Origin of the sequence: Arthrobacter sp. NPDC056727, from assembly GCF_042790555.1 — a bacterium.
Taxonomy (GTDB): Bacteria; Actinomycetota; Actinomycetes; order Actinomycetales; family Micrococcaceae; genus Arthrobacter.
The window spans coordinates 227,702-250,665 of the sequence record NZ_JBHTZA010000004.1; the positions used below are offsets into that span (position 1 = coordinate 227,702).

The 22,964-nt window shown below is 65.9% G+C and carries 19 protein-coding genes; 3 read left to right on the forward strand and 16 right to left on the reverse strand.

Annotated elements, in window-relative coordinates; all coding sequences use genetic code 11:
- Window positions 1–35: 35 nt before the first annotated feature.
- Genes ACFRAH_RS06010 through ACFRAH_RS06020 form a run of 3 tightly spaced genes read right to left on the reverse strand, consistent with a single transcriptional unit; the run spans window position 36 to window position 2,523 of the window.
- Complete coding sequence (locus ACFRAH_RS06010; RefSeq protein ID WP_377989985.1) at window positions 36–530, reverse strand: hypothetical protein; 495 nt, start codon at window positions 528–530, stop codon at window positions 36–38.
- Window positions 527–1,867 (reverse strand): glycosyltransferase, encoded by a 1,341-nt coding sequence (locus ACFRAH_RS06015; protein ID WP_377989986.1) that lies wholly within the window; start codon window positions 1,865–1,867, stop codon window positions 527–529. The genes ACFRAH_RS06010 and ACFRAH_RS06015 overlap by 4 nt, the downstream gene beginning before the upstream one ends.
- The gene (locus ACFRAH_RS06020; protein WP_377989987.1) at window positions 1,864–2,523 is read right to left on the reverse strand and encodes a hypothetical protein; all 660 of its coding nucleotides are present in this window, start codon (window positions 2,521–2,523) and stop codon (window positions 1,864–1,866) included. The genes ACFRAH_RS06015 and ACFRAH_RS06020 overlap by 4 nt, the downstream gene beginning before the upstream one ends.
- Before the next feature lie 421 nt (window positions 2,524–2,944).
- Here ACFRAH_RS06020 and ACFRAH_RS06025 point away from each other — a divergent pair, with 421 nt between their 5' ends.
- The gene (locus tag ACFRAH_RS06025; protein ID WP_377989988.1) at window positions 2,945–4,750 is read left to right on the forward strand and encodes an ABC transporter ATP-binding protein; all 1,806 of its coding nucleotides are present in this window, start codon (window positions 2,945–2,947) and stop codon (window positions 4,748–4,750) included.
- Window positions 4,751–4,769: 19 nt separating this feature from the next.
- Here the strand turns inward: ACFRAH_RS06025 and ACFRAH_RS06030 are convergent, their stop codons facing one another.
- From ACFRAH_RS06030 to ACFRAH_RS06040, 3 genes are read right to left on the reverse strand one after another with little or no spacing between them, the layout of a single operon-like run.
- Window positions 4,770–5,768, reverse strand: coding sequence for a glycosyltransferase (locus ACFRAH_RS06030; RefSeq protein ID WP_377989989.1), 999 nt, complete (start codon window positions 5,766–5,768; stop codon window positions 4,770–4,772).
- Between the two features lie 33 nt (window positions 5,769–5,801).
- Window positions 5,802–6,923 (reverse strand): glycosyltransferase, encoded by a 1,122-nt coding sequence (locus ACFRAH_RS06035; RefSeq protein WP_377989990.1) that lies wholly within the window; start codon window positions 6,921–6,923, stop codon window positions 5,802–5,804.
- A gap of 47 nt (window positions 6,924–6,970) precedes the next feature.
- Entirely contained in the window at window positions 6,971–8,077 is a 1,107-nt protein-coding gene (locus tag ACFRAH_RS06040) for a glycosyltransferase (RefSeq protein WP_377989991.1), read from the reverse strand.
- Window positions 8,078–8,131: 54 nt separating this feature from the next.
- On the opposite strand from ACFRAH_RS06040, the gene ACFRAH_RS06045 reads away from it, so the two are divergent.
- Together ACFRAH_RS06045 and wecB are read left to right on the forward strand one after the other, a co-directional pair.
- Window positions 8,132–9,289, forward strand: a complete 1,158-nt coding sequence (locus ACFRAH_RS06045) for a glycosyltransferase family 2 protein (RefSeq protein ID WP_377989992.1) — start codon at window positions 8,132–8,134, stop codon at window positions 9,287–9,289.
- A 71-nt stretch (window positions 9,290–9,360) separates the two neighbouring features.
- On the forward strand, window positions 9,361–10,425 hold the full coding sequence (gene wecB, locus ACFRAH_RS06050; RefSeq protein WP_377989993.1) for a non-hydrolyzing UDP-N-acetylglucosamine 2-epimerase: 1,065 nt from the start codon (window positions 9,361–9,363) through the stop codon (window positions 10,423–10,425).
- Between the two features lie 75 nt (window positions 10,426–10,500).
- On the opposite strand, the gene ACFRAH_RS06055 is transcribed toward wecB, so the two are convergent.
- From ACFRAH_RS06055 to ACFRAH_RS06100, 10 genes are all read right to left on the reverse strand, one after another.
- A complete protein-coding gene (locus tag ACFRAH_RS06055; RefSeq protein ID WP_377989994.1) occupies window positions 10,501–12,504 on the reverse strand; it encodes a DUF6541 family protein in 2,004 nt (667 codons plus the stop codon).
- Between the two features lie 50 nt (window positions 12,505–12,554).
- Window positions 12,555–13,283: an ABC transporter ATP-binding protein gene (locus tag ACFRAH_RS06060; RefSeq protein WP_377989995.1), complete on the reverse strand. Its 729-nt coding sequence runs from the start codon at window positions 13,281–13,283 to the stop codon at window positions 12,555–12,557.
- A gap of 3 nt (window positions 13,284–13,286) precedes the next feature.
- Window positions 13,287–14,174 (reverse strand): ABC transporter permease, encoded by an 888-nt coding sequence (locus ACFRAH_RS06065; RefSeq protein ID WP_377989996.1) that lies wholly within the window; start codon window positions 14,172–14,174, stop codon window positions 13,287–13,289.
- Window positions 14,175–14,188: 14 nt separating this feature from the next.
- Entirely contained in the window at window positions 14,189–16,219 is a 2,031-nt protein-coding gene (locus ACFRAH_RS06070; protein WP_377989997.1) for a glycosyltransferase, read from the reverse strand.
- Entirely contained in the window at window positions 16,216–17,400 is a 1,185-nt protein-coding gene (gene glf / locus ACFRAH_RS06075) for a UDP-galactopyranose mutase (protein WP_377989998.1), read from the reverse strand. The genes ACFRAH_RS06070 and glf overlap by 4 nt, the downstream gene beginning before the upstream one ends.
- A 122-nt stretch (window positions 17,401–17,522) precedes the next feature.
- Window positions 17,523–18,698 (reverse strand): glycosyltransferase family 4 protein, encoded by a 1,176-nt coding sequence (locus tag ACFRAH_RS06080; protein WP_377989999.1) that lies wholly within the window; start codon window positions 18,696–18,698, stop codon window positions 17,523–17,525.
- Window positions 18,695–19,690, reverse strand: coding sequence for a Gfo/Idh/MocA family oxidoreductase (locus ACFRAH_RS06085; RefSeq protein ID WP_377990000.1), 996 nt, complete (start codon window positions 19,688–19,690; stop codon window positions 18,695–18,697). The genes ACFRAH_RS06080 and ACFRAH_RS06085 overlap by 4 nt, the downstream gene beginning before the upstream one ends.
- Window positions 19,690–20,781, reverse strand: a complete 1,092-nt coding sequence (locus tag ACFRAH_RS06090; protein ID WP_377990001.1) for a DegT/DnrJ/EryC1/StrS family aminotransferase — start codon at window positions 20,779–20,781, stop codon at window positions 19,690–19,692. Before ACFRAH_RS06090 ends, ACFRAH_RS06085 begins: the two co-directional genes overlap by 1 nt.
- A complete protein-coding gene (locus ACFRAH_RS06095) occupies window positions 20,778–21,377 on the reverse strand; it encodes an acyltransferase (RefSeq protein WP_377990002.1) in 600 nt (199 codons plus the stop codon). Before ACFRAH_RS06095 ends, ACFRAH_RS06090 begins: the two co-directional genes overlap by 4 nt.
- Window positions 21,378–21,444: 67 nt before the next feature.
- Window positions 21,445–22,734 (reverse strand): nucleotide sugar dehydrogenase, encoded by a 1,290-nt coding sequence (locus tag ACFRAH_RS06100; protein ID WP_377990003.1) that lies wholly within the window; start codon window positions 22,732–22,734, stop codon window positions 21,445–21,447.
- Window positions 22,735–22,964: the final 230 nt, after the last annotated feature.

The window sequence follows — 22,964 nt, forward strand, 5'->3', positions numbered from 1 at the left end:
CATGGCCGCGGTTCATCACGGGATCGGCCGGCAGGTCACTGCCGGACGGTCTCCCTGAGCGCGTGCAACATGGCGATGGGGCCATGCGCCAGGCCTGCCGCGGTCCGGTTCCTGAGCTGCCATACGGAACGGTCTGCGGTGAGGTCTGCAGCCACGACGACGTCCGAATCCCGGAATGCCTGCTGCAAATCGGCCCGTCGCGCCAAGGCCCTGGCAAGGCGTCGGGATTCGACGTTGTCGCGCATGAGCCGGCCGGCGATGCCAACGGGACCTGGCTTGACGGCAGCGGCTGCCAGCAGCGCATCGAGCCTGCTGACGCCCTGCTTGAGCAGCGGCACGACGCGGAGGCGATCGTCCGGCACTGAGACGGCAAAACCGCCGTCGGACACGAAGACAGCTGTGCCGGTGACCTGTACGGCCTGGTGGCCAATGGCCCCAACGGCCCGCTTCCACAAGTCATCGATGACCGCCTGCGGGTGGCCGCTGCGGCCGACGATGATGCTGACGTGCAGCCGCTTGGCGGAAGTCATGCCTGGGTCCTTTCCTCTGCGGCAGGTCGCCGTATGGCATCCTGCCCCGCAATGTCCCGAAGCTCGGCGATGACCGGCTCCAGAATGGTGCTGCGGAGGAACTGCTGGCCGTAAATCCAGGCAGCCTCCCAGCGTTCCGGGTCCGGGTCCTGCAAAGCGGCGGCGCAGTCACGCAGGGCATTGGCTATACCCTCGGGCGTCAGCTCCTTCGCCGGGAACCAGAGCGGGTAGTCGCGAAGGAGGTCTGTCGCTGCGTTCTCCATGTCGTGGACGGAAACGATAGGCAGTCCGGTGGCCAAATACTCGGCCGTCTTGCCGCCGGTAACGTACTTTCCGTTCGAAAGCAGGAGAATAAGGGCATCCACGCTTCCATAGAAGTCAGCAACCTCACGTTTGGAGATGGGCCCGTCGTAGCGCAGGCCAGCTACACCGTTTCCACCGAAAATCTGGAGAACTTCCGCGCTGGCGGCTCCTGATGCGCTGAGTTTTCCGCGGAAATGCACTTCGGCCTGCGGACTGTCCGGCCCGAAGGCTGAGCCCCAGCCGTCCAGGAATTCCTGCAGCGGCATGTTCACGTATTGGAGCGTGCCAAGGTAGCCAAAGGTCGGACGTTCCGTTGAGCGGACCGCTGGCCTGGCGTGGCCGGGCTGAGGGTCGAAGCCGTTGGCCACGACGCGCATCAGGTGCGCTGACCCAGGATAGCGGCGTGCGTATTCGTCCCGGATTTGGCTGTTGACGAACCAGACCTGCGCGGCATCGCGCAGATATTCGGCTTCACGCTTCCCCACGGCACTGTCCGGAGTAAAGTCTTCGGCCCCGGAGATGGTATTGAAGGCCCATGCGTCGCGGTAATCCATCACGTAGGGAACACCCTCAAGGGCCCGGGCAACGCCGAATGCAACGTACGGGCTGGCAGACGCCATGACCATGTCGACAGGCTTCTCCGCATGAATGCTCCGGGCGGCCTCGCTGGCGGGCTTCAGCCATGCTCCGTGGAAATCCTCAGGGAAGTCCCGGCGGCTGCGGCGGCGCAGGGCATCCTTCCACAGGTAGGGAGCCTCGATTCTGAACCTCGAGTACCGGCGCAAGTCTCCCTTCGCGGGTTCCTCTGCGCCGCCGTCGTTCACCGGGACAATGCGGATGGCCGGGTGGACGGATTCCGCTAGTTTTTCGTCCACGCCGGAAATCTGGGACCAGACCTTGGGGTCCACTGTGACAACGGTGACATCCCACCCGTCCTGGGCAAACGCATTGGCTACCGCGGTGCAGCGGTAAACGGATGATGCGGTACTGGGGGGAAAGGCGAACGCGATATAGAGCAGGTGTGGCCGGGTCATACTCCGACACCCAGCACTTTGGCGTAGCCGGCGTCCAGCCTGGGGAGGAGGGCGGCGGCACCGTGGAACTTCGACACATAGGTGCGGCCGTCCAGCTTGCGGGATAGCGCTTCGGGATCCGCCAGGCTATCGCACACGGCCGGCCCTATGTCGGACCTGGCAACGTTGACCGCTGCCTGTTCATCCGGATACCCGGCAACAGAGTCAGCAAAAACCAAGGGAACTCCAATCCCCATTGCCTGCAGCTCGCTCAGGCCGAGGACGCCGGTCATCTGTCCCACCGCAATGTGGGCCGTTGCAAGCTCCGCGAGGAAGAGGGACTTGGACATCTTTGGCAGGAGCCTGATGCCCAGGGCGGCAGCCTCCGGAGCGCGGTCACCCCAGTCCAGCCCGACGACGTCCACGTCACCCGCAGCGCCGACCGATGACATCACGTCGGAGGCCGCCTGCAGCAGGGCGTCGCCACCCTTGGACTCGTCCCACCGCGACGGAAAAAAGACCCTTGGCTTGGCTGCAGGAGCCCAGGCGGGAAGTTCTTCCATATCCACTGGTGCCGGCAGGTACTCGGCATCCGGCCGCGCCTGCTCAGCCTTCTCCCGCAGGTCAGGAGTCGTGTACCAGACCTGGGAGGCACGGTCGATGTCCTCTTTGATCACCTTATGATGCTGTTCCTGCCAGTAATTTTCGCGAATATCAGTACCGTGAAGAGTCAGGGCATAGGGCCTGGCAAAAGTGCCCCGTGCCCACTTGGCGCGCCCGCCCATATTTACATGCCACACCTCGGTGCGGGGAAAGGCCACAGCCTGTTCCAGGCGGAACCGGTAATAGGCGGCCTTAGTGCCACCGCGAGCCCATGGGCCCTGGATGATCCGCCAGGGTTTGTTTTGGCGCCGGGCCTCATTCACAAAAGTTTGACCAACGTCGGCGCAGTCAAACAGCTGGGTCACACGGATTTGGTTGGTCATGTCCTTATCCTCTCATTGACGCCAGTAGTGAACGATTCCGTCCCCGCGCTCCCGGCATAGTGCGGCGCGTAGTATGGGGAGGGACTCTGCCCCTTCCGTTCTGGAGTAATTCTTGAGACAACTGCGCCGCACCATGCGCGAACTGCTGCCACTTTTGCCGATGAATGCGCGGAGGTTCCTCCTGCTTTTCGGCGTCCTCTCGGCTGTTCTGGCATTGCTCGACGCAGCGGCACTAGGTGTCTTCGCCCTCGTGCTGAACCAGATCCTCAAGGGCGGCGACATGGTCCTGCCGGTATTGGGGTCCATGAGCCAGGAGTTCGGGCTTCTGTTGCTTGTCTGTTCAGCCGCGGTGATGATTCTGAAGTCGGTGCTGAACATCTGGCTGCAATGGGTCTCCACACGGAGATTCGCGGACTATGAACTTGAGATCGGTACAACGCTTTTCCAGAGTTATATCCGTGCACCGTGGACAGAACGCATGAAGCGGTCCACCGCTGAACTGGTGCGAATGATCGATGTTGGCATCGCCAACACGGTTTCCGGAGTGCTCCTCCCGGCAGTCACCCTGCCGGCAATGGCACTGACCTTCGTCTCCGTACTGGTCGTCCTCATCGGTGCCTCGTGGCAGACCGCCGTGGCAACCCTCATCTACCTGGGCGCCATTGCCGCATTTCTCTACCTTTGGCTGTCCAAAAAGTCCTATGAAGCCGGCAAGGTGAACCGGGACGCTGCCATGCGCATGTCCACTCTTGTTTCCGAGATGCTGGCCGCATTGAAGGAGATCACTCTTCGGGACAAGGCGGAGGAGGTAGGCGGCATCGTCATGCAAAGCCGCGAGCGGGCGGCACGCTCCCGCTCAAATATTCGTTTCATGGGATCTGTGCCCAAGTTCGTGATTGATATGGCGCTTATCGGCGGTTTTCTTCTCATCGGCACCGTCGGCTACCTCATCGGTGGTATCGAGACCGCGATGTCATCTGTGGCCATCTTCGGCCTCGCCGGCTTCAAGATGGTCCCGGCACTCACGGCCATGCAGTCCCAGCTGACGGTGGTGCAGTCCACGCTTCCCTACACCGAAACGGTCATGGGGGACATCAAGGATGCGGCCGAATACCGCAAGCACGCGGAAAAGCTGGGCAGGACGCCCATCCGGCACGAGCCGAAGGTTCTGGAACTCAGGAACGTGGAGTTCACCTATCCGGGGGCCGGGCAGCCCGCCGTACGGAACATCAACCTGCAGCTGCCCATGGGCTCTTCCATTGGCGTGGTCGGGCAGTCGGGTGCCGGCAAGTCCACCCTGATCGATATCTTCCTGGGCCTGTTGACTCCCTCAGCCGGAACCATGACCCTTGACGGCGTCCCGCTCGAGGACGTGCTGGCCGACTGGCGCAAACGCGTGGGCTATGTGCCGCAGGAAGTCGCCATCTTCGATGGCACCGTGGCCCAGAACGTCGCCCTCACCTGGGGCACCGACATCGACGAAGATCGCGTACGCACCGCATTGCAGCGCGCCCAACTCCTGGAAACCATCGAATCCCGCAAGGACGGAATCCACGGCCGGGTGGGTGAACGCGGCCTGGCGCTCTCCGGGGGCCAGCGTCAGCGCCTCGGAATCGCCCGCGCCCTGTACATGGATCCGCTCGTCCTTGTGTTGGATGAGGCTACAAGTGCACTGGACACTGCCACTGAAGCGGCTGTGGCCAAAGCGATCAACGAACTGCATGGCGAAATCACCGTCATCTCCGTCGCGCACCGTCTGTCGACCATCCGAAACAACGATCAGGTGTGCTTCATGAAGGAGGGGACGATTCTTTCCCAGGGAACCTTCGACGAGGTTGTCCGGGCCAACCCTGACTTTGCCCAGCAGGCCGCTCTTGCGGGGCTGCACACCGAGGCGACCATTCCGACGCCCCGCTAAAGTGAGGGCTGTCCTCGTCTCATCGGCCCGAAATACGTTTGTACAGCGTGTCCAGCTTTGGGACATACGGTGCAGCATCGTAGCGAGGCACAGCCCAGGCCCGTCCGCCGAGCCTGGCAGACACCGCATGGGGGTCGTCCAGCGCGGCAACAATCTGTTCCACAGTCTCGCTGACGCTCCCTTCCATGACCGGGGGCACCGTACCGTCGTCGGGCCGTGGCAGCCGGGTTCCGACTGCTGCCACTGGCAGGCCGATGCACAAGGCTTCGAACTCGCTCGTCGAAAAGTAATTCGAGGCCTGGCCCACTCCGACCCACGCGCGGCTTAGCCGCTCGTAGTACTGCTCCCGGGGAAGCTTTTCCAGCATCCTGACCCCAAGCCGCTCAGCTTCCGCCGCTCCAGGTCCCCAATCCAGCCCTACGACGTCGGCTTTACCTTTGGTGGCCCGGCACAGTTCTTCCACCAGCTTGAGTTGGCGGTTTACGCCCTTGTCGTCGTCCCACCGCGAGATGAACAGCACCGTCGGTGGCCCCACAGGCGCCCAGGACGGCAACGCGGCAACATCAACCAACGACGGCAGGAACTCCGCGTCGGACCGGGCTGCCCGGGCGTCCTGCTCATTGTCTGTGTTCGCGTAAAAGACGTGTTCTGCCCCGTCGATGGCCCGCTGTATTTCGTCGTGGAACTGCCGGTCCTTCCACTGTCGCCTGATGTCGGAGCCGTGAAGCGTGAGCACGTACGGGCGCCGCGGCATGCCGCGTTCCCTGATCAGCCTGACGCTCGTTCCGTAGTGGACGTGCACGACGTCGGCCGCGCTGAGCCTGAGCGCCCGGCGCGCAACGAAGGGAATGAACCGTGCCCGGGCAAGGAGCGGGTTCGCCGGCGCGGCGGTCATGGGCCGGACCTGCTCCGGCGGCAGGTATGCCCATTCAATGCCGGCCCTCGCCGCGGCCCGCACCATGTTGCGGGCCACGAAGGCACAGTCGTTGAACTGAAGAACCTTGGGTTCGGACCTCAAGAAATTCCCTTCGCCTGGTTAGGTGGTCGGTTTTCAGGCACGTGCCAAGGCCGCCGTATAGGCACGGTCGAACAGTTCGCCCACGGCCTCCGGTGAGAACCTCTCCCGGATGGGACGCGCGATGTCCTCTGCAGGCACGTCCTTGAACGCATCCCTGGCGTCCAGCACTGCCCGTCCCAGCGATTCCGGAGAGACGTCCTCCACCAGCCTGCTGTTGTTGGCATCCGCGTAATCGCTAAAGCCGCCCACCCGGGTGGCAACCACGGCGCGGCCGGCCGCGAGGGCCTCGGCCGCTGACGTGAAGAAATTTTCCTGGGCCGTGGGCAGGAAGAACAGATCGGCGGCGGACAGATGCCGGGCCACGTCGGCTGGCCGGACCGAGCCTGCCAGCGTCACCCGGTCACCCAGGCCGAGCGCCGCAATCCGCGACTCGACCTCGGCCCGCAGGGGCCCGTCCCCCACCCAGGTCAGGTGGGCTTCAGTGCCGTGGTCCCTGAGCCAGGCGATGGTGTCCACCGCTTCCAGCGGCCGCTTCCGGGCGACCAGCCCCCCGACGGCAGCAAGGCGGAGGGGATTCCCGAATGAGGCTGGAACGACGGCGCCACGCCCTTTGACCACGCACGGCACCACTGCCGCCGCGCCGGGCCGTGCAAAGCGCTGCATTTCCGCGGTCAGCTGTCCGGTGACGCCGGTGACAACGTGCGGCAGCCGCAGAACCGCCCGGACTCCGGCGAGCTTTTCCCACAGGGGTGAGACGCTCGCCGGGTTGACCACGCCGTTCCAGTGCTCCGTGTGAACCCAGGCCGGTCCCCGGCCGGTAAGCGTCCGGGCAGCCCACGGCAGCATCGTGACGAGGATGGAGGAGAACGCCATGGTGTGGATGGCGTCCGCCCAGGCCATTTCGCGTGCCAGCGTCCGTGCCGCCTGCACGAGGGTGAACGGGCGTTTGGGATCGGCGGCAACGCGCCGCACCGGCGTTCCCTCCCACAGGCCGGACGCCTGCCCGGGCATGCCGAGCGCGCCCCCGAGCCTCACATGGACCACCCGTACGTCGTGTCCCCGGCCGCGGATGGCTTCCACGTGTTCGGCGTTGAAGGGCGCCTCGGTGGGGTTTTCGTCATGGGGGTACCACGTGGCAACTACCAGGATCTTCATGTGTTCCTTTGACGTGTCTGGAATTGTGCGGGTGCCTGGACTGGCGTCTAGACGAGGGCCGAGGCGCTCATGAACCGGAAGGGGGCTTCCGGGTGCAGCACCCTGGTGACGTCGCGGGGCACCCAGGTCTGCGGGCTGACAAAGCGGCGCCTGGCGTGGGCCAGGGATTTCATCACGTCCAGGTCCGGTTCTTCCCGGACGACGGCGTCGAGCAGCTTCCTGTCCGCCAGCGACAGCGGACGTGCGGCCTGCGGCGCCCTGAACAGCAGCTTCCGCACCTCCTGCGCCATTTCCCGCGCGTCTTCCGCGTCCCAGGTTCCGGCGTCCGCGCGCAGCAGGACGTGTCCAAAAACGTGCACGCGGATGATCTTGGTGACGATCGCCTCCCGGGCCCGCTGCGGAAGTCCGGCAAACCAGTCGGACAGCACGAGGTCGGTGGCGAAGGCCAGGTCCTCCTTGACCGGCCGCGGCGTGTGGGTCACCCGGACGGCTGCGTCGGCGTGCACCAGGTAGCGCGGCAGACCCCGGCCGTAGCTGATCTTTGCACCGGAAAACCACAGCTTCGCGGAAAAGGACTGGTCCTCCCCCGTCGCGTAGCGCGGCGGAAACGTGAGGCCGAGGTCGCGGACGAGTGAGAGTTTCAAAAGTCCCAGCGGTGCGGTCCGGTAGGTGAGCCGGTCCGCCACCGGGTCAAGGTGTCCGCGCCGGGTACGCCGGACCACGGGGGTACGGATCGTGCCGCCTCCGGCGTGCGCCATGGGGGCGATCAGGACGTCGGAGGCGTCCCGTTCGGCCGCCTCCACCCACTGCGCCAAGGCGCCGGGTTCGACGGAGTCATCGCTGCCCATGATGGCCACCCAGGTGCCGGTGGCCTGGGCAATGCCGTGGTTGAAGGGACCTGCCGGGCTTTTGATGCCGTCAGCGTAAGGCAGGAAGCGGACCAGATCCCGCTGCCCGCGGGCTACGCGCTGCCGGATCGGCTCCACGTCCGTGTTGTGGCAAACCACGTTAATCCGCAGGCGCCGCGGCGCTCCGGCCTCTACGGCCAGGCCGCCCTCCAGCAAGGACGCCACAGCGCGCCCTACCGGCCGGTCCGGGGTGTGCACGGCAATCACCACGTCGAGCAGCACGGAGTCCTGTGTTTCGTTGTCCACCCAGTAAGGTTATCGCGGGTCCAATGAAACCTTGCCGAGGAGCACGCACACCCCATGAGCCAGAGCATCGAAGTGGTCATTCCCGTCCATGATGTGCAACGACCCTTCAAACGCGCTGCCAGCTCCGCCCTGGACCAGCGCTCCGAGCTGTCCCGGCTGGGTGTTGAGCTGCGGGTGACGGTGGTGCTGCACAACCTCGGCGGCGCAGCCGGGGACACAACGGCTGCATCTGCTGCGGGCAATGAGTTCGACGGCGTCACCTGGCTGGCGTGCGACGACGGCGTGAGGTCCCCCGCCGGCCCCCGCAACCTGGCGCTGGACGAAAGCACGGCAACGTTCCTGAGCTTCCTCGACTCGGACGACTACCTGGAACCCGGGTCGCTGGCAGCATGGTGGAAGGCCGCCCAGCCGGACAGCGCTTCGGTGGTCATTGCTCCGCTGCGCACGCCGGAGGGAAGCATCCTGCCGGCGCCCCGCATCAGGCCCTCGAAGCCGGCGGTCCTCGATCCCCTCAAGGACGGGCTCGCCTACCGGAGCGTGCCGTACGGCCTGCTCCGGCGCTCAGCCCTCACCAACACTGGCTTCCGGTACGCGGAGGGGATGCGGACCGGCGAGGACATCGAAGCCACCCTGAAGCTCTGGTTCCGCTCAGGCCCCGTCCGCTACCCCTACGGCGCGCCCGCTTACCAGCAGACGGACGATTCCGGCGCCGGACGTGTCACCAGCTCCCTCACCAACCTGGCGGACGAACTCCAGTGGCTGGAACGGCTGCTCGATTCTGTTTGGCTCCAGCAGGCCGCCCTTTCCGAGCGGCGGGCCGTGGCACTGAAGATCTTGCGTGTCCACGGCATCGGCGCACTGCTCCGCCGCGGCGCCCCGGCCGGCGCGGCCGGCGCGGCTGGTCTCCCGGACGACGCCCTGTGGAACGAGACGGAACGCTCATACTGGGCGGACATCTCCTCACGGCTGTACGCATTTGCCAGCGGCTCCCTGCCGGAACTGAGCCGCCGGGACGCGGAACTGACACAGGCAGCCGCCGCAGCGGCAGATGTTCAGTCGCTGCGCACCGCCGTCGAACGCCACCGGAGCACGGGCCGCCTGGGCGACCTCGTCCCGGTGGCCCCCGCGGCGATCCTGTCCCGGGACTCGGTGCTGCGGCATTACCTGACGGAGCGGCTGCGCGCCCGGGCCGGGGTCTTTTCCCGGTCCTGACAGTGCGGTCCAAATGCTGCACTGGCGGCCCCGGGCGGAAATCCGTGCGGCCTGCAACTAAACTGGAACCCATGCGAATTCTCAGCGTCGTTGGCGCACGTCCCCAGTTTGTGAAACTTGCGCCGATTGCGGCGGCCATGGAAGGTCGGGCAGAACACCTGATCGCCCACACGGGCCAGCACTATGACGAGCTCATGAGCGATGTGTTCTTCCGCGACCTCGGCATCCCCGCACCGGACTTCAACCTTGGAGTGGGCTCCGGCAAGCACGGGGCCCAGACCGGTGCCATGCTGCACGGGCTGGAAGAAATCCTGGAACAGTCCGCCCCTGACTGCGTCCTGGTGTACGGCGACACCAACTCCACCCTGGCGGCGGCCATCGCCGCCATCAAAATGCACATCCCCGTTGCGCACCTCGAGGCCGGACTGCGGTCCTTCAACCGCCGGATGCCCGAAGAGCACAACCGGGTCCTGACCGACCACAGCGCCGATCTCCTGCTCGCCCCCACCGAGGTGGCCGTCAAGCACCTCGCCACCGAGGGCCTCGCCGAGCGGACCGTCCTGGTGGGCGACGTCATGACCGACGTCCTCTTCAAGGTCCGCGACATGCTCGACGGCGGCGACCAGCCCCTGCCGGTCGACGCGGCTCCGGGCGAATACTACGTCTGCACCATCCACCGGCCGGACAACACGGACTCCCCGGAACGCCTGGCCGCCATCGTCGGGTCCCTGGCCAGCCTGGAGAAGCCGGTATACCTGCTGGCCCACCCCCGGCTCGTCAACCTGGCAGCCAAGCACGGCCTTGAGCTGGAGCAGGGCTCGGTTCGGGTTGCCTCCCCGCTCGCCTACCCGCAGCTGGTCCACGCCGTCCGGAACAGCGCCGGCGTCATCACGGACTCCGGCGGACTGCAGAAGGAAGCCTTCCTGCTCCGCACCCCCTGCACGACGATCCGCCCTGAAACCGAGTGGGTGGAGACCGTGGAACTGGGCTGGAACGTGCTGGTGAGCAAGGACCTCAGCATCCTGGCCGACACCGTCCGCCGCCCCGCGCCTGCCGCGACGGACGCCACTCCGTATGGCGACGGCCACGCCGCCGACCGCACCGTGGAAGCCCTGCTTCAGGCCTTCGGAAACTGACACCGGTTTAAGCAGAAGACCTCCGGAACAGGCGTCCACAGGATGCCCGTTCCGGAGGTCTTTTGCTTGGGGCTGCTAGCTGCAGGCCACCACTTTGAAGAGCTTTGCGTTGCCCTGCTGGTCCACGAGCTTTACCGCGCCCGAGGATGAGAGGTTCTGCAGGCCGGGGTATGTCCGGCTTTCGGGGTGGTTGAGGAGATACTGCGTACCGAAGTCCAGGGCGTAGGACACCTTGGTCGCCTTCACGGCGTCACACACCGCGGGTGAGGTATCGGCATCGGCCAGCGATTGGGCCACAGTACGCATGCTCTTGGTTTCGCGCTGGCCCATGTGGAACTCCAGCACCTTCCGGTCGGAGAAGGCGTACGCCAGGGCCCCGCCGTTCCAGGGGTTCACGGCGATGACGGCGTCCTCGGGCACTTCGGATCCCAGACGCGCCAGCAGCGCGTACTCGTCCGAGGACAGGATGGAATCCTTCGTGTCCCGTTCAAAGAAGTACTGGCTGGACGCCACGTACCCGCGGACCGGACCTGCCTGCGTTGCCCATCCCAGTGCGAGGCAGACCGCCAGGATGCCCGCGAAACCCGCAACACCTGTCAGCCGCATGCGGCGAACGCCATCGGGCTGCAGTTTCAAAGCCAGGACGCCGGCTGCTGCCTTCAGCGTATCCGCTGTCGCCAGCACGCCCAGCGCCGCCAGGACCACGGCGAAGATCGGAAGATAGGCCGCGAGCCGGTAGGTGTCCTGGTACCAGGTGCCGGTGAAGAATGCCCGCGCCCAGCCCGCCGCAAATCCGGCGTCCACGACGTAGAGGAACCCGGCCACGAGGTAGCACCCGAGCAGCCACAGCTGCGCGCGCCGGCGGACGATCCTGGCCGCGCCAATCACCGCCAGGACGGAGATGATGAGCGTGACATCGGTTTTCATGGGGCCGTTCGCAATGACTTCGCCGATGGCGCCCGCGACGGTCTGGTGCGGCGTCCATCCGTTGTACGGCGCCGGGCGCAGCTTCTGCCAGGCCACCACAACGGCCGCGGCAGCCGCCACCGAGGCCACAGCAACCAGCACAAATTTGGCCGGTGATGCCTTGGTCCGGATCATCTCCCGGACATAAAGGAAGAGCCGGGCAAGGACAATGGGGATGCTGAAGGCCAGAAGCGCGTTGACGGCGCTCATGTGCGAAAGTGCCAGGCCCGGAACGGCCAGCAAAAGCGCCAGCCAGGCGCGCAGTGGAGGTTCGCGGAGCGTCCAGGACAGGCGGCAGACAAAAATCACCGCGGCGACGCCGGCCGGAAGGGCACTGACCGAGAGCAGGTTCGGAAAGAGCGGTCCCCACACCAGCAGCAGGTAAGGGAACGCGAGGAATCCAGCCGACATGACGCCTGCGGCCATCAGGCCGATCGGACGTGGGCCGATCACAACGCGCGTCAGGAACACCACGGAAACGGGCCAGATGACCGCCGAGGCCACGAGGTTCACGGCGTTCACCGAGACCGGGACGGACGCGCCCGTGAGCTGTGTGACGAGCGCGGCCAGTGAATGCCACACGGCAGGGTACACCGAGGACAGTCCGCCGGTACCGCCGGCCATGCTGCCGAGGTTCAGGGTGGAGGCGTTGCCTGTGTCCAGGATGAAGCGGACGGCGTTCAGGTGAAAAACGTTGTCATAGCGCTGGGAGATATTGTCCGGTTCGCCGATCAGCTGGATGACCCGCCGGGCGATGAGCAGCGCCCCGACGGCAATGCCGAGGGCCCCGGCAACAAGGGTCGGCCAGCCGTCCCCCTGCTGCACTGCCTGCCGCAGTGATGTGCGCTCCCCGCGCTGCCATGGCCGCCGGGTTATGGCCCAGGCTGCCGCAGATGCCAGGACGGCCGTCACGAGGACGACGCCGATCCCCCACCCCACGCCGAGGAACGGTGCCAGTACGGCGCCGACGCCGGCAATGGACAGGGACAGCACCGGCGCGAGTCCCAGCAGGCTGGTCCGCCGGAACCCGAGGGACCAGGCAAGCGCTGCACCGGGCAGCAATACGACGGCTGCGGCAGCGAAAAGGGCCGGCAGCGATGTCAGCCAGGACAAATTTCCTCCAAGAATGTTTACGGATCGGGCCGGGGCTGCCCGGACCGTTGCTAGTTGCCGCGGAGGCGGCTGATCACGTCCGCCACGGGGCCGTCCATGATGACCCGCCCGTGCTCCAGAAGCACTCCGCGGTCGCAGACATGGGCAACAAGGTCGAGGTCGTGGCTGACCACCACCAGCGTCTTGCCTGCCGCCGCGAGTTCCTTGATCTTGGCGAGGCACTTCTTTTGGAACGGTTCGTCGCCCACGGCCAGGATCTCATCGACCAGGAAGACGTCCGGGTCCGTGTGCACGGCTACCGAGAACGCCAGCCGGAGGTACATTCCCGAAGAATAGAACTTGACCTCGGTGTCGATGAACTCCCCGATCTCGGCAAACTCGACGATGGAGTCGAACTTTTCCTTGATCTGGGCCTCCGTCATCCCGAGGATCGCCCCGTTGAGGAAAACATTGTCCCGCCCCGAGAGGTCCGGGTGGAAACCGGCGCCGACCTCGATCAGGCCGGCCACCCGCCCGCCGGTGCGGACCGTGCCCGAATCCGGAAGCATGACCCCCGAGATGTGCTTGAGCAGTGTCGACTTTCCGGAGCCGTTCAGCCCCAGCAGCGCCACTGTCTCACCGTGCTCGACGTCGATGGACAGGTCGCTGAGGGCATGGAACTTCTTCGACAGATCACCTTTGCGGCCCCGCAGGAGCCACACCAGGGCTTCCTTCAGTGACCGGGTGTGCCTGAGCACGAACTGCTTGTTGATGTTGCGGATTTCAATTGCGGTGCTCACGTCTCACAGCTCCTGTGCGAAGCGGCCCTCGAGCCGCCGGAAAGTCCACTGGCCGAGGAAAAGGATGGCAAGCGAGACCAGAATTCCCACCGGCACCCACAAGGTAACCAGGTTGGGCGGGCTTCCCTCAGCCCCGGCCGTGGTGGGCAGCCAGAAAGCGTGGTGGAAACACTCGACGGCGATCGTGATCGGGTTGAGCTGGTAGACCGTGAACCAGGTTTCGCCGGCCTTGTCCAGCACCATCCGCCAGGAATACAGCACGGGTGCCACCCAGGTGGCGATCAGCAGGATCAGGTCAACCAGGTTCTCCGAATCACGGAAGTACACGTTGACGGACCCGAAGAAGAGACCCAGGCCGGTGGCCAGCAATGCGATCATGACGAAACCGGCGACGGCGGTCACCAGCTCAAGCGGCCCCGGCCGCCAGCCACTGAAAAGGCAGGCCACCACCAGGACAAACAGCTGCGGAAAGAAGTGGACCGCGGAGACCCACACCGAGGAGACCGGAAAGAGTTCCCTCGGCAGGTAGATCTTATTGATCAGTCCGCTGTTGTTGACGATCGACCGGGTGGCCGTGCTCAGCGACTCGGTAAAAAAGTTCACCAGGATGATCCCGGAAAACAGGTAGACGGCGTAGTTGGGCAGCCCTCCCCTGTTGCTCGGGCTCTGCTCCAGCCCCAGGAATACCCCGAGGGCAATATAAAAAGCGACGAACTGGACCCCGGGCTTGACGTAGGTCCACAGCAGTCCGAGGACGGAGCCCCGGTACCGGATCCTGAGCTCCTTGCGGACCAGCAGCTTCAGGAGGAACCGGGAACGGAACACATCTACGAGCCCGTTCCCGGTTCCCGGCGCTACCAGCGCCCGGCCGGAGTCCTGGTTTGTCGGCAAAGTACGTCCGTTTGTCACTGACCGGGCTTCTGCTGTCCAGCGTCGGAGCCGGAGTTGGCGGCGAAGGTCTTGCGCCACGCGTCCGGGGACGTGAAGTTGGGCAGTTCCTTCTTGTAGGACGCCGAGAGTTCGTCCCAGCGGGCCAGCACACGTGCGTGCAGGGCAAGGCTGCGCAGCAGTTCCTTGCGGAAGCGGACGTTGTCCCGGCGGTACCAGGAGGCCCCTGTGCCGTCAGACGCCGAGACCAGCGCTGAGTCCAGGTGCGACAGCCGCCACCAGCGGGCGTCCGCCGCGGGCACCACTGCCTCAGGATGCTCGGAGGCAGCCGGGTCCACGGGGCGGAGCTGGCGGAGCGCCCCGGACAGTGCACCCGATACCGTCTGCGCAAAGTTCTTGGGGCGTGTCGGAACCATGCCGAACTTGGGCAGGTGCAGCCGCTTCACGGCCGGGAACTCGGTGATGTCCTTGCTGACCTGGGCATCCGGGAACTCTGCACGGACCTTGCGGATCTCGGGGAGTTTTCCGCCGATGGTCCGGTGCAGGTGCGAGGGCCCGTCGAGAAGGTCCGTGAGCGCACGGTTCCGCAGCTCCACTGCCGAGTACTGCAGCGAGAGGAGGTGCCTGACGTCCTGCAGGAAGCTCTCGATCGGCAGCCGGCCGCCCTTTTCATACTGCGAGTACAGCAGCGCCGCCACCCAGCGGTTCCGCTGGTGGAAGTAGGCCTGCCAGTCGATGGTGTCGTCTTTTTCGGTCCACGGCATGTGCCAGACCGCCGCGCCGGGCAGGCTCACCGTGGTGTAGCCGTTGGCCTTGGCGCGGATGCCGTATTCGACGTCGTCCCACTTGATGAAGACGGGCAGGGCCAGCCCGATCTCCCGGATGATCGACGTCGGGATCAGGCACATCCACCAGCCGTTGTAGTCGACGTCGATCCGGCGGTGCATCCACGGGGTGGTGCGCAGGTTGCTGGCGGCAAAGTCATGGGTGCTCTGCGCCTCGCCGATCGGCTGGTACTGGAACCTGTACTCGTTGATTCCCTCGCCGAAGTTGTGGATCACGGAGCGTTCGAAGAGGTTGAACATGTGGCCGCCCACAATGGTGGCGCTGCGGGTGAAGTCGGCGAAGTTGACGGCGCGGAGGACGCCTTCGGTCTCCACGACGACGTCGTCGTCCAGGAGCATGACGTACTTGCTCTCCCCGCCCTCGACCGCCTCGTGCATGCCCCGGGCAAAGCCGCCGGAGCCGCCGAGGTTGCCCTGCTCAACGAGCTTGAACTTGTCGCCGAGCACGGCCGCCGCTTCATCGAAGCCCGGCTCGTCCCGGACCTTCTGGTTGCCCTGGTCCGTGACGATGAGCCGGTCCATGGCCGCCAGCAGTTCCTCGGACTCGGCGAAGGTCCGCAGGTGCTTGACGCAGTAGTCCGGCCGGTTGAACGTGGTGACGGCGATGGACAGTGACCCGGGGCTGAAGCCCTCGGGCTGCGGAACGGACCACTCGGCCTGCTTCAGGGTGACGTCCTGGCCGTGGGCGACGAGGTCGAACCAGTACCAGCCGCCGTCGGCGAACGTGGTCAGCGTCAGGTCGCAGCTGGCCGTAGTGCCGCCCGTGACGTGGAGGCTCTGCACGCGGTTCGAGCTGCCGCGGGGGCTGGACTTGTAGACAATAACCGTTGCCTCGGCGTCCACCTCAATGCTCAGGCGGACCTGCTGGACGTCCGTGTGGGCGCGCCAGTAGCTGGCGGGGAAGGCGTTGAAGTACGTTCCGAAGGAAACGCGCCGGTGCGCCGGCAGCGACAGCTGGCGCCGACCACGGATGAAGTCCGACCGCATTTCGCTCCGCAGCACTGCCGGCTGCGAAGCGGTGGCGCTCTTCTTGCTTCCAGAATCCTGCGACTCCACCACGCGGCGGGCAGCGTCAAAGTCGACGTACAGCGGGAGGGTGTCGGTGTCGCCGTCGACCGGGAAGACCACCCGGTGGACTGTCTTCCACACCGTCTCGTCGCTGCCGGGATCGGTTCCCTGCCGGAACTCCGTCGCTACGCTCATGCGTCTACTCCTCCGCTTTCCAGCTTCGCACCGCCGCTGAAGTGCGGCTTGATCTTGTTGTCGAACATGCTCAGGGCCGATCCGATGGCCATGTGCATGTCGAGGTATTTGTAGGTTCCCAGCCGGCCGCCGAACAGGACCGAGTCCTCGCCGCGGGCGAGGTCGCGGTAGGCCAGCAGCTTCTCGCGGTCCACCGCCGTGTTCACCGGGTAGTAGGGTTCGTCGCCCTTCTCGGCGAAGCGGGAGAACTCCCGCATGATGACCGTGGCGTCCTTCGTGTAGTCCCGCTCGGGGTGGAAGTGGCGGAACTCGTGGATGCGGGTGTATGGGACGTCCTCGTCCGGGTAGTTCATCACCGAGCAGCCCTGGAAGTCCTCTATCGGGAGCACCTCTTCCTCGAGGTCGATGGTGCGCCAGGACAGGTCGCCTTCGGCGTAGTCAAAGTAACGGTCCACCGGGCCGGTGTAGATGACCGGCACCTGGCCGCGCACGGCCGCCCGGCTGTATTCGCCGTCGTCGAAGAAGTCGGTGTTGAGGTGGACCTCGATGTTGGGGTGGTCGGCCATCCGCTCGATCCACGCCGTGTAGCCGTCAACCGGCAGTCCCTCATAGGTGTCGTTGAAGTACCGGTTGTCGTAGTTGTAGCGGACGGGAAGGCGGGAAATGATCTCCGCGGGCAGGTCCTTGGGGTCCGTCTGCCACTGCTTGCCCGTGTAGTACTTGATGAACGCCTCGTAGAGCGGGCGGCCGATCAGCTGGATGCCCTTGTCGTTGAGGTTCTGCGGATCGGTGCCCGCGAGCTCACCGGCCTGCTCCTGGATGAGCGCACGTGCGTCGCCGGGGCCCATGGAGGACCGGAAGAACTGGTTGATGGTGCCCAGGTTGATGGGCATGGAGTACACCTCGCCCTTGTGGCTGGTGTAGACCTTGTGCTGGTAGCTGGTGAACGCCGTGAAGCGGTTCACGTACTCCCAGACCCGCTCGTTGGACGTGTGGAAGAGGTGGGCGCCGTACCGGTGTACCTCGATGCCGGTCTTGGCCTCATTTTCGCTGTACGCGTTGCCTCCGATGTGGTGGCGGCGGTCCAGGACGGCGACTTTCAGCCCCAGTTCCGTGGCGGCGCGTTCCGCGATTGTCAGGCCAAAAAAACCCGAACCGACTACGACGAGATCAGCGTTCACAACTCTCCTGTGTGTTTTGGTGGCAGGGTTCAGCAGCCCTATCTGCCGGGTCTAGACTACCCGAAGTTAAAAAGCGTCCCGCATTCCGGGGCGGCTGCCGCAGGGCCGCCCGGCCGTTCAAACTAAGCCCTGGACGGAACGGTGGACAGCACTTCGGCGGCGGCATGCTGCCCTGACGTTGCCAGCGAGGCGTTCTGCTGCACCCAACCGGCCCGGGCGTCCCGGCCGTCCGCAGTGCCGGAGTGTTCAGCGGCCGCCACTCGGCACATGGCGGCGGCGACGCTGTCCACGTCGTAGCTGGCGGCTTCGCCGAGTCCGTTGCCGGAGACCAGCGCGGCGCCCTCCCCCGTTCCGGCGAAGACCACCGGCGTCCCGCAGCCGGCGGCAGCGTAGATTTTGGTGGGCTTGGCAAAGTCGTAACCCTGGCCGGGTTTGATGCTGACCAGGGCCGCGGCTGCGCCGCGGATCCAGCGGGCCGCGTCGGCAGGGGGAATGACTCCGCCGAAAGTCACCCGGCCGGGCACTGTCTGCTCCGCAAGCTCCCTGAGGTGGGGCTCGTCGGCGCCCTGCCCGAAGAACCGAATGCCGGCGCGGGGGTGCTCGGCGAGCACAGCGGGCAGTGCACGGATGAAGATGTCGGCACCCTGCCATTCGGACATTGTTCCCGTGTACACGAAGTACGGTCCCTCGGACCCGGCGCTCTCCCCCTCTGGGCCGAACACCGACGTATCAATCCCGTTGCCGACGACGGCCACGCGGTTTTGCGGAACGCCGAACTGCGCGACTTTCTGTGCCACGGCGTCCGAGATGGCGATAACCTTCGACGCCCTGCGCAGTGCAAACCCTTCGGCGGCCCGCATCACGCTGATGACGACGCCGGGCACGTCCGTGGCGGACAAGGCTTCAGTCCAGATGTCGGCAGCGTAGTAGACGAACGGCCTGCGCCGCAGCGCCGAAGTCAGCGCGACAACCACGCCGGTGGTGGGCGGCGGCTCCGACACGACGACGTCGGCCCGCGAAAACACCAGCCGGAAGAAGGCGGGCACGTCAAAGCTCATGTACTGCACGTAGCCGCGCACGTTGCCCCCGGCGTCCCGCAGCACGGGCCACCGGGAGACCTTGTACCGGGGCTTGAACGCCGGCGATCCCTTGGGCGGCCTGGTGGTCACGACGCTGACGTCAGCGCCGTCGGCCACCAGGCCGTCCACGAGGGCTTTCAGCCGGAACGAGGCCGCACCCACTTCCGGCGTGAAGAGCCGTGTTGCCACGGTGACCCGGACAGGTCTGTTGTCACTCACGAAGCGGCAATCTGCACGATCTGCCGGTTGGTGGCGGACTCCAGCACGGCCTCGGCCACGCGGAGCGTGTCCAGGCCTTCGCGCATGGTGACGACGTCGCTGCGCAGTCCGAGGACGGCGTCGCGGAACGCTTCGTGCTCTGTCCGCAGCGGCTCCGGCTTGGCGATGGCGAGCCGGGTGACGTTGCCTTCGGAGACGCCACGGAACGCGGCCATGGATTCCCATTCGGTGGCGACGGTGCCGTTCTCGAAGAACGTCAGGTCGGCCGTGATGGTGTCGGCCACGAAGGCGCCCTTTTCACCGGTGACGATGGTGAGGCGTTCCTTCATCGGGGAGAGCCAGTTGACCAGGTGGTTGGTGATGACGCCGTTGCCGAGCTGTCCGGTCGCGGCGACCATGTCCTCGTGCGGGCGGCCGCTGCGGGTGGTGGTGCGGGCGAAGATCGACTCAAAGCGGCTCTGTGCCAGCCAGGCGGTCAGGTCGATGTCGTGCGTGCCGAGGTCCTTGACCACGCCGACGTCGGCGATCCTGGCCGGGAAGGGGCCCTGGCGCCGGGTGGCGATCTGGTAGACATCGCCCAGCTCGCCGGCTTCGATCCGCTTGCGCAGCGACTGCAGCGCCGGGTTGAACCGTTCGATGTGGCCGACGGCGCCAACGAGGCCCTTGGCTTCGAACGCGTCGACGAGGCGCTGGCCGGCCTCTGCGCTGGAGGCGATCGGCTTCTCCACCAGGGTGTGGACGCCGGCCTCGGCCAGGGCCATTCCGACTTCCTCGTGCAGGCCCGTGGGGACGGCCACCACTGCCATGTCGATGCCGGCGGCGATGAGTTCCTCCACCGAGGACAGGAGGCCCAGCTGGCCCGCGACGCCGTGCGAGTCGCCGAAGGAGTCGGCGACCGCGACCAGGTCGACGCCGTCGAGCTCCCGCACCACCCGGGCGTGGTGGCGGCCCATCATCCCCAGGCCAATGAGGCCGACGCGCAGGTTAGCCATCAGGCACCTGCCTGGACGAGCTTGTTGACCGCGGTGACGATGCGGTCCAGGTCGTTCTGGCTCAGGGACGGGTGCACCGGCAGGGACAGGACTTCCCGGGCGGCGGTTTCCGTGTTGGGCAGGTCCTCGGTGCGGTTGAACGAGGGCAGGCGGTGGTTCGGGACCGGGTAGTACACGCCGGTGCCGATGTTGTATTCCTCCCGCAGGGCCTTGGCCAGTCCGTCGCGGTCCTCCGGCACACGGATCGTGTACTGGTGGTAGACGTGGGACGCGCCCTCGGCGACCTTGGGCGTGCCGACGCCCTGGAGGTTCGCGGTCAGGAAGGCAGCGTTCTGCTGGCGCTGTTCGGTCCAGCCAAGGACCTTCTTCAGCTGGACCCGGCCAATGGAGGCGTGCAGGTCCGTCATCCGGGCGTTGAAGCCCACGAGCTCGTTTTCGTACTGCTTTTCCATGCCCTGGTTCCGCAGCAGGCGCAGGTTCCGTTCCACGGTGCTGTCAGGGGTGGAGACCATGCCGCCCTCGCCGGAGGTCATGTTCTTCGTCGGGTAGAGGCTGAACATCGCGAACTTGCCGAACGTTCCCACCTTCTGGCCGTTGAAGCTGGCACCGTGGGCCTGGGCGGCGTCCTCGTACAGGTCGATCCCGCGCTCTGCGGCGAGTTTCCCGAGGCCCTCGACGTCGAACGGGTGGCCGTACAGGTGCACCGGCATGATGCCCTTGGTCTTGTCCGTAATCAGCGAGGCGACATGGTCCACGTCCAGGGTGTAGTGGTCCAGTTCGATGTCGGCAAACACCGGGGTGGCCCCGGCCAGCGCCACCGAGTTGCCGGTCGCGGCAAAGGTGAACGAGGGAACGATGACTTCATCACCGGCCCCGACCCCCGCGGCCAGGAGGCCGAGGTGCAGTCCGGAGGTTCCGGAGTTGACGGCCACGGAGGAGCGGCCATCGAGGAGAACCTCGGAGAATTCCTTCTCGAACTCGGCGACCTGCTGGCCCTGGGCCAGCATTCCGGTGGCCAGAACGGCGTCGACGGCGGCCCGCTCGTCGGCGCCGATGATCGGCTTCGCCGCGGGGATAAAGTCGTAGCTCATGCGTTCTCCTCAGACTCTTTCAGGGAATTTCCGTCTTCAATGTATTTGGCGCCGGTGGCGGGACAGACCCAGAAGCCGCCCTCCTGGCGCAGCGGCTCGCCCGCCTTGCCCACCCAGCCAAGCCGGCGGGCAGGGACGCCCGCCACCAGGGCAAAGGCAGGAACATCCTTCGTGACGACCGCGCCCGCCGCCACCGTGGCCCAGCGCCCCACCGTCAGCGGGGCAACACACACCGCGCGGGCACCGATCGAGGCGCCGTCCTCGATGGTGACGCCCACCGGCGTCCAGTCGTGGGCGCTTTTGAGCGAGCCGTCGGGGCTGACCGACCGCGGGTACGTGTCGTTGGTCAGAACCACGGCCGGACCGATGAAAACACCTTTGCCGAGCTTGGCCGGTTCGTACACCAGTGCGTAGTTCTGGATCTTGGTGTTCTCGCCGATCTGGACGCCGGTGCCGACGTAGGCGCCGCGTCCCACGATGCAGTTCGCGCCGAGGTTCGCCTGTTCGCGCACCTGGGCCAGGTGCCAGATCTTCGTTCCGTCGCCGAGGATTGCCTGGTCCGAAACGTCGGCGCTCGGAGCAATGGTCGTCGTCATACTTTAATTCCTCTCAGAAGTGCTGCTGCGGGCCTGCCGCAGCGGCGAAGGCTGCCGCGAAGCGCTCTCAGGCCTTGCCGATAACGCGGTAAACGACGCCGTCCCACCGTTCGGCAGAGCTGACCCGGCGGCCGTCAATGAATGCCTTGATGCCGGGCAGGTCAGCCGGGGCCAGCGTGCGGTACTCGGCGTGGTCGGCCTGGACGACGGCCGCGTCAACCGGCTCGCCCACGTGGTACGCGGTGAAACCGAGCTTCTCCAGTTCGGCATCCGTGTAGAGCGGATCGTGGACCGTTACCACGGCGCCGCGCTTCTCGAGGCTGGACACGGCGTCGAAAACGCCGGAGAAGGCGGTCTCCTTCACCCCGCCGCGGTACGCGGCGCCCAGCACCACCACGCGGGCATCGGTGAGATCGCCGTAGGCACCCTCGAGGAGGCCCACAGTGTAATCGGGCATGTCAGCGTTCGCCGCGCGTGCAGCCCGGACCACCGTCGCTTCGGGGTCGTTCCAGAGGTACAGGCGCGGGTAGACCGGGATGCAGTGACCGCCGACGGCGATGCCCGGCTGGTGGATGTGGCTGTACGGCTGCGAGTTGGAAGCCTCGATGACCTGGTAGATATCGATGCCCGCGGTACCGGCGAACCGGGCGAACTGGTTGGCCAGCCCGATGTTCACATCGCGGTACGTGGTCTCGGCCAGCTTGGCCAGCTCGGACGCTTCCGCGGATCCCAGGTCCCACACGCCGTTCGGCCGGCGAAGGTCGGCACGCTCGTCGAAGTCCAGAACGGCTTCGTAGAACTCGACGGCCTTGGCCGCGCCCTCCTCGGACAGGCCGCCCACCAGCTTGGGGTACTTGCGGAGATCCTCGAACACCCGTCCGGTCAGCACCCGTTCCGGGGAGAAGACAAGGTGGAAGTCCTTCCCTTCAACCAGCCCGGATCCGGCCTCGAGGGCAGGCTTCCAGCGCGTGCGCGTGGTTCCCACAGGCAGGGTTGTTTCATAGGACACGAGGGTGCCCGGGGTCAGGTGCTTGGCCAATTCAGCCGTTGCGCCGTCCATCCAGCCGAAGTCAGGCTTGGCATCCGCATCCACGAACAGCGGGACCACCAGCACCACGGCATCCGCGCCCGGAACAGCCTCGGCGTAATCCGTGGTGGCACGAAGCCTGCCCGCGGGAACCAGTTCGGCCAGCTTCTCCTGCAGGTGGGCTTCGCCCGGAAACGGCTCGGTCCCCGCGTTGATCAGCTCCACGACCTGCTGGTTGACGTCGACGCCGACGACGTCATGGCCTTTGGAAGCAAACTGGACAGCCAGCGGCAGCCCGATTTTTCCCAACGCAATTACAGCAATCTTCACGAGTCAGAAGCCTTTTCTCTCAGGACTGGCAGGCGGCAGCCACGCTGCCACACCGGGTTTTGCTTAACACTATCCGCTGAGCGGACCTTACGCCGATTCCGCGGCATGGTCGGCGCAGCCGGACTCTGCGGTCCGGAGACGCGGGCGGGTTTTCCACATGGAAGGATTGGTGGCCTCCGTTCGGGCCGCGCCGTCACTAGCGTGGTGCCCAGGTTTTCCCGAAGATCGGA

Bases quoted from the DNA above. Each gene is read 5' to 3' on its own strand.
- ACFRAH_RS06010 (WP_377989985.1), bottom strand. From the start codon at position 530: ATGACTTCCGCCAAGCGGCTGCACGTCAGCATCATCGTCGGCCGCAGC.
- ACFRAH_RS06015 (WP_377989986.1), bottom strand. From the start codon at position 1,867: ATGACCCGGCCACACCTGCTCTATATCGCGTTCGCCTTTCCCCCCAGT.
- ACFRAH_RS06035 (WP_377989990.1), bottom strand. From the start codon at position 6,923: ATGAAGATCCTGGTAGTTGCCACGTGGTACCCCCATGACGAAAACCCC.
- ACFRAH_RS06045 (WP_377989992.1), top strand. From the start codon at position 8,132: ATGAGCCAGAGCATCGAAGTGGTCATTCCCGTCCATGATGTGCAACGA.
- wecB (WP_377989993.1), top strand. From the start codon at position 9,361: ATGCGAATTCTCAGCGTCGTTGGCGCACGTCCCCAGTTTGTGAAACTT.
- ACFRAH_RS06070 (WP_377989997.1), bottom strand. From the start codon at position 16,219: ATGAGCGTAGCGACGGAGTTCCGGCAGGGAACCGATCCCGGCAGCGAC.
- ACFRAH_RS06085 (WP_377990000.1), bottom strand. From the start codon at position 19,690: ATGGCTAACCTGCGCGTCGGCCTCATTGGCCTGGGGATGATGGGCCGC.
- ACFRAH_RS06090 (WP_377990001.1), bottom strand. From the start codon at position 20,781: ATGAGCTACGACTTTATCCCCGCGGCGAAGCCGATCATCGGCGCCGAC.
- ACFRAH_RS06095 (WP_377990002.1), bottom strand. From the start codon at position 21,377: ATGACGACGACCATTGCTCCGAGCGCCGACGTTTCGGACCAGGCAATC.